This is a genomic window from Cytobacillus gottheilii, assembly GCF_001636345.1.
Lineage (GTDB): Bacteria > Bacillota > Bacilli > Bacillales > Cytobacillaceae > Cytobacillus > Cytobacillus gottheilii.
The window spans coordinates 3,177,643-3,189,434 of record NZ_KV440945.1; the positions used below are offsets into that span (position 1 = coordinate 3,177,643).

Genomic DNA, 11,792 nt, shown 5'->3' on the forward strand with positions numbered 1-11,792 from the left:
CTCTTAATAAATTATTATTTATCCTAAATACAGTTATCACATATAACCTGTAGGGTTTTCAGTATTTAAAAAGCTTGTCCGCGTGTTTAAATTAACAACTATTTTTTTTATTTTCCTATACTCAAAGATAAAGAAAGGGAAGGGTATTTCCATTCCCTTTCTTCAGTAAAACGAATTACTCTTGCTCTAACCACCATTTGTTAATTTTGTAAAGTTGGTTTTTCGCATGGAATTCATAACCTTGTAAGTTTGCAGGCAATGCACGGAATTCTTCAGGGTAGTATAAGAATGTGTATGCTTGATCTTCTGCAAGACCTTGCTGAACTTGACCGATTTGTTCTTTACGCTTTTCTTTATCTAGTTCTTGTAGAGATTGGTCCATAAGAACATCTAGATCAGGATTAGAGTATGCAGTAAAGTTTAATCCTGCTTCAATTTCTTTCGTATGGAAGATTCCGCTTGGATCTGGATCAGTTCCAAGGCTCCATCCTAATACAATTCCTTCGAAGTTCCAAACGCCTGGGTCGATATCAGCGATTAATGAGCTGAACTCAACGATTTGAGGAACGATTTCAATTCCTACTTCTTTTAATTGCTGCTGAAGAATAACAACGATATCTTCACGCACTTTATTACCTTGGTTTGTTTTTACTTCAAAAGAGAATCTTTCGCCGTCTTTTTCTAAGATGCCGTCATCGCCAGGAGTCCAGCCAGCATCTGCAAGCATTTGCTTCGCTTTTTCTACATCATATTCAAACTTTGGTACATCTGGATTGTAAGCCCAGCTTAATGGACTTTCAGGTACGTGTGCTACTTCACCATATCCAGCCATAACTGATTCAACAATAGCTTCACGATCGATTGCATGTGTAATTGCTTGACGAACTGATACATCTTGGAACATTTCCATACGCTGGTTAAGTCCTAAGAATGTGTAAGAAAGAGCAAGGCCGCTTTCTAAACGGATACCTGCAGCATCTGCAAAGCTTTCAACTGTTGGTACGTCAGGCTGAGCAACTCCAGCATAATAATGAATATCTCCAGCTTGAAGCTGTGCTAAAATAGCATTTGCATCTGGAACAATTTTGTATGTTACTGAATCTAAATATGGACGTCCATCCCAATAATCTTCATTAGCTACAACTTTAACGTACTCGCCATCTCTCCACTCTTCAAACTTGAATGGACCAGAACCGATTGGGTTCTTTGTATTAAATTCATGCTCACCAAGTTCAGGAATTGGAACGTCTCCTAAGATATGCTCAGGAAGGATACCGAAACCTAGACCAACTACTGGGAATTGAGCATCTACTTTGCTCATGTTGAACTGAACAGTGTAATCATCAATTTTCTCTACAGATTCTACTGCCTCAAAATAAGATTTACGAGGGCCATCATATTCATCGCTTAATGGAATGTTGTATGTGAAAACAACATCATCTGCATTTAATGCTTCACCATCATGAAATGTTGCGCCTTCTTTAAGTTTGATTGTATAAGTTAAGCCGTCTTCTGCTGCGTCAACTTCTTCAGCAAGACCGCCGTCAGTTACTGGATTGAATTCTAAATCTGATCCAACTAGGGAATCAAAGATCATACCTTCAATGTCAGAGCTTGATGCATCACTTGAATATAAACCATTAAACATTGTTGGTGCACCAGATGAACCAATGATCAAATCGCCGCCTTGTACTGGCTCACCGCTTGGTTCTGCTGGAGCTTCCGGCTCTTCTTCTGGTTCAGTATCTGCTGCATCATTGCCTCCTCCAGAACATGCCGCAAGAAACATTGATAATACTAAAAGAACACTAAGTAACCATGCTTGCTTTTTCATTCATCTTCCCCCTAAATATTATTTGTGAATATTGCAAATCTTTAGAAACGGAGTATGCTATTGCAGCAACGCCCCCTTTCAAATATTTTTGAAAACTTATGTTTATTTCCCTATATAGAGGGAAAATAACTAATGGTATTTGTTTTAAGTAAGTTAATACAAATGACATGCAACAAAATGATCTTTTTTCACTTCTCTAAATTCAGGTACTTTCTCTGAGCACATTGCTGTTGCTGCAGGACAGCGTGTATGAAATACACACCCTGCAGGAGGATTTGCCGGACTAGGCAGATCACCTTTTAAGATAATGCGCTCCCTTGGTGCAGCGCCTTTCTTTCTCGGAGTTGGAACAGCTGATAATAGAGCTTGAGTGTATGGGTGAAGCGGCTCTTCATAAATATCCTTTTTCGGAGCAAACTCCATAATTTTCCCTAAGTACATAACCCCAACACGATCACTAATATGACGGACAACACTTAAGTCATGTGAGATAAATACATAGGTTAGTCCCATTTCTTCCTGCAGATCTTTCATCAGGTTAATAATTTGAGCTTGAATCGACACGTCAAGAGCAGATACAGCTTCATCTGCAATGATTAAGTCTGGGTTTAGTGTCAATGCTCTGGCAATCCCGATTCTCTGTCTTTGCCCTCCGGAAAACTCATGTGGGTATCGGTTAATGAACAATGGATTAAAACCAACACGGTCCAATAGTTCATCAAGTTTATCCTCACGTTCTTTTCCTTTATACATGTTATGAGTTTTCATTGGTTCTAATAAAATTGATTTTAATGTTTTCCTTGGATTTAATGATGCATAAGGATCCTGGAAGACCATTTGAATATCCTTACGCACTGTTCTGCGCAATTCTGATTCGCTCATTTTGCTAATATTTCTGCCTTTAAAAAAGATATCTCCAGCAGTAGGCTCGTATAGTCTTATTAGTGTACGGCCAGCAGTAGATTTTCCACAGCCCGATTCTCCAACAATCCCAATGGTTTCCCCTTTTTTAACTTTGAATGACAATCCATCGACTGCTTTAACAGAACCCACATTGCGCTGAAGAATTCCCGCTTTAACAGGAAAATGTTTTTTTAGATCATTCACTTCTAAGATATAGTCTGAATCTGTAATAATGCTAGAATTAGAATCTTTTTTTGTTAATGTACTCATGAAGTAGCCTCCTTATCTCCGTGCAAGAAACAACGTACCTTCCGTGAGCCGCCTTCAACATCCATTAATGCTGGAAGTGCGCTTCTGCATTTATCAAATGCATGCGGACAGCGTGGAGCAAATCGGCAGCCTTGTGGAAAATGCTCGGGTGGCGGCACATTTCCTTCAATGGATTGCAGTCTGTCTAAATCATCATCTAATGAAGGGATGGAACCCATTAAGCCTATTGTATATGGGTGAAGCGGTTCATCAAAAAGATCTTCTACCATTGCTTCTTCAACTACCTGTCCACAATACATAACGACTACTTTATCGGCCACCTCTGAAACGACACCAAGGTCATGTGTGATCAGTAGAATGGAAGTATCGTATTTTTTGCTCAAGTCCTTCATTAAGTCTAAAATTTGCGCTTGAATTGTTACATCCAATGCTGTCGTAGGTTCGTCAGCAATTAGAAGTTTTGGGTTACAGCTCATCGCAATTGCGATCATGACCCTCTGCCTCATGCCTCCGCTCAGTCTGTGAGGATACTCGTCGACTAAAGCTTTTGCTCTTGAGAATCCTACAAGTTCTAACATTTCAACCGCTTTTGTCCTTGCTTGGCTTTTATTCAATTTCTGATGATACATCAGCACTTCTATAATTTGTTCTCCGATTGTTAAAACCGGATTTAATGATGTCATTGGCTCCTGAAAGATCATTGAGATGTCATTTCCGCGGATTTTACACATTTGATCATCTGTAAGTGTAACTAAATCCTGTCCATTAAATAGAATTTGACCATCAACAATTTTACCTGGCGGACTAGGAATGAGCCGCATAATGGAGAGAGATGTAATACTTTTTCCAGAACCGGATTCTCCAACAAGTGCTACTGTTTCTCCTTTTTGGATTGTTAAATCAACACCATCAACGGCTGGAATATTGGCCTTTTTTTTCATAAAGTGTGTTTTTAAATTTTTGAGTTCTAATAGTGCTGTCATAATATCCCCCGTCCATCTTTAAAAAATAGACTCCGATAAATATATTAAAATAGCGTTTTTCTATTTTTTAGAATATATTAATTTCGGAAATTTTCAGATTAATTATCTGTATATTATTACAAAAACATTACGAGTTCAAGAAGTTTTTTTAAAATTATTCTTTTTTGATTAATTTAAAATAAATTTATTATTAAATACATTGCAAATAAACCAATAATGACAACGCTTTCCAGATTAAATAAAAAAGGAGAATATTTTCATTCTCCTTTTTGGTATATTACTCAAATGCTTCTGTGTCAGCATTCCAAGCAGATATAAATTCATCAGTAGGTTTTGTAAGGGAATCTGACAAGGTAATTTGATTATTTTCTGCATATTTACAAATAATTACATAACCAGCTGCATATCCAAGCATGTCTGGCACATTTCTTTTTCCAAATAATACATGATCATGAAGCCTTTCTTTTTTCTTCTTCGTTAAATATGGTTTAATAAACTGTTTCCAATAGGCTTCAATTTCTTTTTCCGTATAATATGTGCACCAGTCAGAAACATAATCTTCACCGCAGCAGATCTTTACTGTGTGTTCTGCCAAACCCTCTAATACAATGGAATCCAGCAGGGTATACTCGGAAACTGCTTTCTTTAATTTATTCATTCTGCAGACATGATGGTATTCATGTACGAATAAAGCTTCAAGTTCTTTGGGGTCTTCTGCAGGCGATAAAAAGAGAAAAACTTTATCTTTAAAAGAAACGCCTGACTTTCCAAGCTGATGTCTCACAAAAAGGGATTGCTTTGCTTCAACAGGAAAAATATAAATGGGGATATCTGGTCCATTCCATTTCCTTTGATACATTTTAAATAGCTCATTCACCTGAAGCCATACATCTTGTTTTTGCAATTTCTGAACATAATCATAGGTTTTGCGGTTAGGAGTATACATGCCAAAGCTCTTTAAGTACTGATATAGCTTTTCAGGCTCATCTTCATGAAAAAGCGGCATAATCTTTTTGATGATGTCTAATGGTTTATCAAAATGCTGTTCCAGCCATTCACTGGTGTTTATAATCCCAAGTCAATCGTCTCCTTTACTTTCCTCATTCAATAGGTTATGAAAGAACGAATGTCTTGGTTCGTGTGTGCCATTTATGCAAAAAAGCTGACTCCCATTTTCAATGGAGTCAGCTTTCGTTTATTTTTAACTAAATTTCTTAAAGACGATGGTTGCGTTATGGCCGCCAAATCCTAGTGAATTACTCATAGCTGCTTTAATTTCTTTTTCTCTTGCCTGGTTTGGCACATAATCTAAATCGCACTCTGGGTCAGGTGTTTCGTAATTAATGGTAGGAGGAAGAATGTTTTCCTTCATTGCCATCAGTGTGAAAATAGCTTCAACACCGCCAGCTGCTCCTAATAAATGGCCAGTCATTGATTTTGTAGAACTTACAGCAAGTTTATAAGCATGGTCTCCAAACACTTCTTTAATGGCTAATGTTTCGAATTTATCGTTATAATCTGTGCTTGTTCCATGGGCATTAATATAATCGATATCTTCTGGAGTTAAGCCTCCATCATTAATTGCCATTTTCATCGCTCGTGCTCCGCCTTCTCCGCCTGGCGCAGGAGCTGTTATATGATATGCGTCGCCAGTTGCGCCATACCCAACAATTTCTGCGTAAATTTCCGCTCCTCGTGCTAATGCATGCTCCATTTCCTCTAGTACAAGGATTCCGGCACCTTCTCCTATAACAAACCCGTCACGATTTTTATCAAACGGTCTGCTCGCTGTCTGTGGATCTGGATTCGTTGATAAAGCAGTATTTGCACAAAAACCGGCAACAGACATCCTTGTAATTGGTGCTTCTGCACCTCCAGTGATCATGGCATCAGCATCTCCGCGCTGTATGACCTTAAAGGCATCTCCGATTGAATTTGTACCTGTTGCACATGCTGTTACGGTACAAGAGTTAAAGCCTTTTGCACCTAATGTAATAGAAACCTGCCCTGTTGCCATATCTGGTATCATCATTGGAACAAAAAATGGGCTGACTCTGCGGTATCCGCGATTTAAAAAGGTTTCAAACTGATTTTCAAATGTTTCCATTCCGCCAATCCCTGAACCAATCCATACCCCAATACGTTCCGCATTCTGATCATTGATTTCAAGCTTAGCATCCTCTACAGCCATTAATGAAGCTGCAATGGCATAATGGGTAAACCTATCCATTTTACGTGCATCTTTACGATCTATAAATTCTTCAGCATTAAAATCTTTTACTTCTGCTGCTACCTTTGCTGGATATTCATCTGCATTTAACCTCGTTAATGGTCCGACACCTGATTTACCTTCTTTAACATTACCCCAAGATGTCTGTGCATTATTCCCGAGTGGTGTTACAGCACCAATTCCCGTAACGACAACTCTCCTCTTGTTCATAAATCATACCGCCCCTTTAAATGTTATTGTGATTAAAATTTATCTTCCCCAGCGAAGTGCAATTGCACCCCATGTTAAACCGCCGCCAAAACCGACCATAACAATCAGATCGTCATCTTTAATTTTTCCGGCCTCCAGCTCTTCTACCATTGCAATGGGAATAGAGGAAGCAGAGGTATTTCCGTATTTTTCAACGGTCATTGACATTTTTTCAACCGGCAGGTCAAGGCGTTGACGAGCAGCTTCCATAATTCTTATATTAGCCTGATGAGGGATTAAAAAGTCAACATCTTCCTTTGATAATCCTGCTTTTTCTAAGACATTAATACAGCTTTCACCCATTTGTCTTACTGCAAATTTGAAGACCTCTCGGCCATTCATAACAATATTCTCATCTTGGTAAAGGTACTTTCCGCCAGATCCATCAGCTCCCAGTTCAAAAGATAAAATTCCTCTTCCTTCTGACACCGGTCCCATTACTGCTGCACCTGCTCCATCTCCAAATAAGACAGCTGTATTCCTGTCATCCCAATCTGTAATTTTAGAAAGTTTCTCTACACCGACAACTAGGACGTATTTATAGGCGTTAGTCTTAATGAATTGCTGCGCTGTGATCATGCCATACATAAACCCAGCACATGCTGCACTAAGATCCATAGCTGCAGCTTTTTTAGCACCAAGCCGTTCCTGCAGCATGCATGCTACACTTGGAAAAGGCTGATCTGGTGTTACTGTCGCTACAAGAATCAAATCAAGTTCTTCCGCTGTTATATTCGCATTTTTTAATGCTTCTACTGCAGATTGGTAAGCTAAATCAGACGTATCTGTCTGATCATCAGCGATCCTTCTTTCACGAATACCTGTGCGTGTTCGGATCCACTCATCAGATGTATCTACCATCTTTTCAAGATCACTATTTGTTAAAATTTTTTCAGGTAATGCTCTGCCGAGACCTAGTACACCTGCATTCATATTTTCCACTCCCAACATAATGGTCATTGCAATCCAATATTTAATATTATTATCAATTATTATGACTTGGTACTAATTTTATCAAAAATAGGGCCACTTTTGCAACTAATTGATATGAATGTCCATACACTTTGAAATTAAACACATATACTATGACTAAAAGAAGATCTGTATGTAGAATTCTTTAAAACCTTTTATATATTTTTAGTTTGTGCTGTTTTCGATTATTTCAGACTCATTCTAGTAAAAAGCAATGAGTGTAGGCGGGGGGAGACTCAAGTGAGTGATAAAGACAAAGAATTTAGACAGGACCCTTTCTCTCAGTTAATGTTTGGGAGCAATAGACAAGAGCGTTCTGTAAAGCAGGACTGGATTTTAGGCAGAAGAAAAGCTGAAGACATAGAGTTTAAAGAGGATAAAGAGGATAAAGACGTTAATAGCGCTGCACAGCAAAAGATTGAACAGATCCTTGAAAATGTTGATTTGGATGGGCTAATGAATAATCTTGGCACATTGATGTCATCTGTTGGTGAATTGAAGCCATTGATGAAAAAAGCCGGGCCGCTACTGCAAAAGTTTTTAAATAAAAAAGACTAATCAAATCACATTTCTCCTTGAGTAAAGAGGAAACCATAAAAGCAAATATACTTCGTTGTAAGTTGTCCAGTGCCGGTTATTTTCTGCACTGCTAATGTAAAATGCAAAAAAACCGGCATCAGCCGGTTTTAGTCTTCTTTTAATGCATCTTCTTTTCCTAGCTCGTACGCCTCATTCATAACTTTTGTAAATAACGACATAAATGGCTGAATCATTTCCATAGAAAGCTCTACTCCAGCCTCTTCAAGCTGCTGCTTCGCTTCCGGTAAGTACTTCATTGCGATCGCCATAAATTCCATCGTTTTATCATTTGCTTGCATAGTTAGATCCTCCGTTTTACTGCTGCTCATTATTTGGCAGCTTTCCTGTGCTTTTATACTGATTGATTGCTTGGTTCATTTCTTCTTTAAAAACTTGATCCACCACTGGACTAAACTTACCTAATGAAATGACATCATCTTGAAAATCAAAAGATAAATTCCCTGATGGCAGCTCTCCATTGTTAAACTTATCAGCAACAAGCTCATATAAGACATCGACATGCTGAATGGTACTTGTTAACACCGTTGATTCCCCAAGATCACTCTGATCCGAGATATAACCGATCGCATATTGCCCGTTTTCTTTTATTTTTTCGATTATCGGGACATTGTAGCCATCTCCAGCAGGGTAAATAACATCCGCACCTGTATTATTTAGCTTCCCCAGCATGATATTGGCTGTTTCATGATCGTCCCAGCCTCCGACGTATTCTATTTTAACATTAACATCTTTATTTTGGAATTTTGCGCCTTCAGCAAATCCCTTTATTTCAGGCTGCCATTCAAAAGCCGCCAACACGCCAACCGTATTTGTTTTTGTCATATGACCCGCGACCATTCCACCGAAAAACCCCATTGCGTATCCTTCAAATCCCAGGCTTGTCGTATTCTTGTTTTTTGCATCACCATTAAAGCTGACAAACTGTATATGAGGATAGTCTTCGGAAAAATCATTAAAATATTCAGCATACTCATTTCCATGCCCAAAAATAAGGTTGACACCTTTTTGATCAAATTCCTCTACTGCACGCTGGACGATCGCTGCAGAGTTCATCCCCTCTTTATAATAAACCTCAATATTATAATGAGATTGAATCTTTAGCATTCCTTTATAGCCTTTTGTTCCCCATACTTGATCGTTCACTGTGTCAGGCACTAATAAACCAGCCTTCTGCAATGTTCCTGGCGACATAGCCTGTCCGCATGAAGATAAAAAAATAAGGCACAAAAGAAGGAACCCGAATTTCTTGAATAAAAGATGCATCTCTTCTTTCTCCGCCTCTCATTTGGAAAGCTGCAAAACTTTCAATCTAGGTGAAATTTTCCTGCACTAGTCCTATTTTACCTTGCTATGACGCTGTTTGAAAAGATTTTTTTCCAATATCACTTATACAGGCTTCTTTATACTTGATTTTTCACTGCAGAGTATGCACAGCTATATACGGTTGAATACAATATGTTGCTTCTGTTTTTTTATGCCCTCACATTTCTCTTCATCGGATTCGATTTCATAAATGTGCAGGTGTTCTGGAAGCTTTGCTTCTCTCTCTGTATTTCGAATGTATTCTTTTTCAATCTCTAAGAGTGCAGCACAGTGCTGCCATTGCCCAGCAATCTTATTTCGAACGAACCAATCTCCAGATGATCCTTTTTCGAAGATATCCAATATCGCCTTAATGGTATACTGAACATAAATAGCATCCTCTTGCCATTCGCGGCCACTGATCGTTAAAGTGCCAGCTTGATCTGCTTTTTTTAAACATGCCTGTTGAAAGGCAAATTCTTCAGGCTGCCATTCACCATAAATAGTCGGCAAAAAGATGAAACATAACTTATTTTCGTGTTCCTTAAAAGCTTCTTTTATTTCTGACTTGCAGATATCTTGATTTATCTCCATCTGAACTGGCAATAATAGCGTAATCTCTGTATCTGCTCCTGCCGCACTTTTTGCATGTTCTATCCATTTGCCATACATCTCTTTAATTCTTTTCGTGTCATTGCGCAAGTACAAACTATAAAAGTCAAAAAAAATGTGTTTTGGCACCTCGCTGCCAAATGGTTCTTTTAAGTCATCCCATTCTAAGAAGTTTGCATTTCTCCCTAGCTCAAGACGCTTGTTTTCAAGCATATCATCAGCGATTAAGTCTGATCTTACTGATGATATGCTATAACCTTCATCAAGCAGCCCTTTAGTGAGATGAAAACCAATAAAATCAAAACCGCCATATATGATTACTGAATCATTCATATAAATCCTCCCAAGTACATCCTTACTGTAGCGTATGCACAAGATTCACAGCACTTTCTCATATTTTTTAAAAAAACCGATCATTTGCGTCCCCATCAGCTGCATTTTCTCAGGAACAATATAATAGACGGATATCGGCGCTTCTTCATCCTTCCATTTTACAGAAAGCTGTTTGAGCATATTTGATTGCTTATACGCTTTTCCCCCGGATAATACATGAATGATTTTTACTGGTGATTTTAAGTTTTCAATTAAATATTGTTCATCATAGGTATTGACCAATTCAATGACTTTACTGCTTTCCGTTTTATATGAGGCCGCAAGTTCTTTTAATAATTTTTTATAAAAGAATTTATGTTCTTTCTCTTGGTTAAGGTGGTTTTTTACAGATAATATAGGATTAATAAATACCGCTGAACGGATTTTGTCCCCCATCACGTCCATTAACTTTAATCCGGCCAAAGCCCCCATACCTTCTGCAATTATATGAATTTTATCATTAAGAATTTCAGTCCGTGTCACATAACCATACAGGGTTTTCGCCATTTGAACCGCTTCATTGCTTCCCCAGTTTCTTCCGAATAAATTGGAATAAAAGATCGTATATCCTGCTTCTTCAAGTTTGTGAATTAATGCTGCTTTTCCTTCATTTTGAGTCCAAAAACTGCTGTTTTCGTCTACGAAGTGCCTTTCATCCCCGATAATTAATATACCGAAACCACTTGGCTTATCAGGGTAATGAATCATGCTCCATTCAGTATCCATCTTAAAGTTTCGGTGTTTCATTTCCAAAAACTCCTTTTATTTTTCGTTCATATTCAATGTATGCTTGGATAGTTGAATTGGAATGGGATATTACCTATTTTTGGAGAATACCAAAGCATCATTAATCTCTCAGCGGCTAGCCACTTGAGGTGTCGGGGCTGAGCAAGGCGCTTCCGCTTTTCTCTGTCCAGCTCCAGGCGCTAGGGGCTCGAGGTCATAAGCCATTCCAGTCAAAAGGTTAAAGAACAACCTTCTGCCTGGCCTGTCTTATGCTTGTCGCCCCTGGGCAAGCGCCTTCCGCTTTTCTCTGTCCAGCTGCAGCGCCTAGCCCCTCGAGGTCTTAAGTCAAACCTGGCATAAGGTCAAAGTACGACCTTTTGCCAGGCTCGCCTTAAGCTTGTCGGAGCTGAGCAAGGCGCTTCCGCTTTTCTTGCCACATTCAAGTTTATTATTTTGGGTTGTTATGGTAAGATGTAAAGGGATTCAATTATGTAAGAGGTGAACTATTGATGAAGTATTTGTGGACTTTCATTTGGACATTTCTGCTTGTTCAAATGCTATCGTATGTTGCGGGTAATATGCTAGGCGCTTCTTATGATTTTCAAACTAGTGCGATCCTTGCAGTTGCAGCAACTCTATTAATTTATGTTATTCCTGCCATCATTCCAGACGAGCCTGCAGAGAAAAAAGCGATTCATTAATTGTTAAAATATCGTCAGCCTGTTTTCAGGCTGACGAT

At 38.6% G+C, this 11,792-nt stretch carries 12 protein-coding genes; 2 read left to right on the forward strand and 10 right to left on the reverse strand.

Translation table 11 applies throughout. The features are described 5' to 3' along the window. Positions 1-175: 175 nt before the first annotated feature. The 6 genes from A6754_RS15335 to A6754_RS15360 all read right to left on the reverse strand — a co-directional run bounded on the left by A6754_RS15335 (position 176) and on the right by A6754_RS15360 (position 7,402). Positions 176-1,834, reverse strand: coding sequence for a peptide-binding protein (locus A6754_RS15335; RefSeq protein ID WP_066447542.1), 1,659 nt, complete (start codon positions 1,832-1,834; stop codon positions 176-178). A gap of 153 nt (positions 1,835-1,987) precedes the next feature. Beyond that, complete coding sequence (locus A6754_RS15340) at positions 1,988-3,007, reverse strand: ABC transporter ATP-binding protein (RefSeq protein ID WP_066447545.1); 1,020 nt, start codon at positions 3,005-3,007, stop codon at positions 1,988-1,990. After that, positions 3,004-3,990 carry an ABC transporter ATP-binding protein gene (locus tag A6754_RS15345; RefSeq protein ID WP_066447546.1) on the reverse strand — a complete coding sequence of 329 codons (987 nt, stop codon included), beginning with the start codon at positions 3,988-3,990 and terminating at the stop codon, positions 3,004-3,006. Before A6754_RS15345 ends, A6754_RS15340 begins: the two co-directional genes overlap by 4 nt. Before the next feature lie 277 nt (positions 3,991-4,267). Further along, positions 4,268-4,996 carry a DUF2268 domain-containing putative Zn-dependent protease gene (locus A6754_RS15350; RefSeq protein ID WP_082851704.1) on the reverse strand — a complete coding sequence of 243 codons (729 nt, stop codon included), beginning with the start codon at positions 4,994-4,996 and terminating at the stop codon, positions 4,268-4,270. Between the two features lie 195 nt (positions 4,997-5,191). Beyond that, entirely contained in the window at positions 5,192-6,430 is a 1,239-nt protein-coding gene (fabF, locus tag A6754_RS15355; protein WP_066447554.1) for a beta-ketoacyl-ACP synthase II, read from the reverse strand. Positions 6,431-6,469: 39 nt separating this feature from the next. Further along, entirely contained in the window at positions 6,470-7,402 is a 933-nt protein-coding gene (locus A6754_RS15360) for a beta-ketoacyl-ACP synthase III (RefSeq protein ID WP_066447557.1), read from the reverse strand. Positions 7,403-7,681: 279 nt separating this feature from the next. Between A6754_RS15360 and A6754_RS15365 the strand changes: the two genes are divergently transcribed. Then, positions 7,682-7,999, forward strand: a complete 318-nt coding sequence (locus A6754_RS15365; protein ID WP_066447559.1) for a hypothetical protein — start codon at positions 7,682-7,684, stop codon at positions 7,997-7,999. A 128-nt stretch (positions 8,000-8,127) separates the two neighbouring features. On the opposite strand, the gene A6754_RS15370 is transcribed toward A6754_RS15365, so the two are convergent. The 4 genes from A6754_RS15370 to A6754_RS15385 form a co-directional block, all read right to left on the reverse strand. Continuing rightward, entirely contained in the window at positions 8,128-8,319 is a 192-nt protein-coding gene (locus A6754_RS15370) for a ComZ family protein (protein WP_066447561.1), read from the reverse strand. A 16-nt stretch (positions 8,320-8,335) separates the two neighbouring features. Then, positions 8,336-9,304 (reverse strand): BMP family ABC transporter substrate-binding protein, encoded by a 969-nt coding sequence (locus A6754_RS15375; protein ID WP_066447563.1) that lies wholly within the window; start codon positions 9,302-9,304, stop codon positions 8,336-8,338. A gap of 171 nt (positions 9,305-9,475) precedes the next feature. Further along, the gene (locus A6754_RS15380; protein ID WP_066447568.1) at positions 9,476-10,288 is read right to left on the reverse strand and encodes a hypothetical protein; all 813 of its coding nucleotides are present in this window, start codon (positions 10,286-10,288) and stop codon (positions 9,476-9,478) included. 45 nt (positions 10,289-10,333) lie between these two features. Continuing rightward, positions 10,334-11,074: a hydrolase gene (locus A6754_RS15385; RefSeq protein ID WP_066447570.1), complete on the reverse strand. Its 741-nt coding sequence runs from the start codon at positions 11,072-11,074 to the stop codon at positions 10,334-10,336. 488 nt (positions 11,075-11,562) lie between these two features. On the opposite strand from A6754_RS15385, the gene A6754_RS15390 reads away from it, so the two are divergent. Beyond that, positions 11,563-11,754, forward strand: a complete 192-nt coding sequence (locus A6754_RS15390) for a YjzD family protein (RefSeq protein ID WP_066447571.1) — start codon at positions 11,563-11,565, stop codon at positions 11,752-11,754. Positions 11,755-11,792 lie beyond the last annotated feature (38 nt).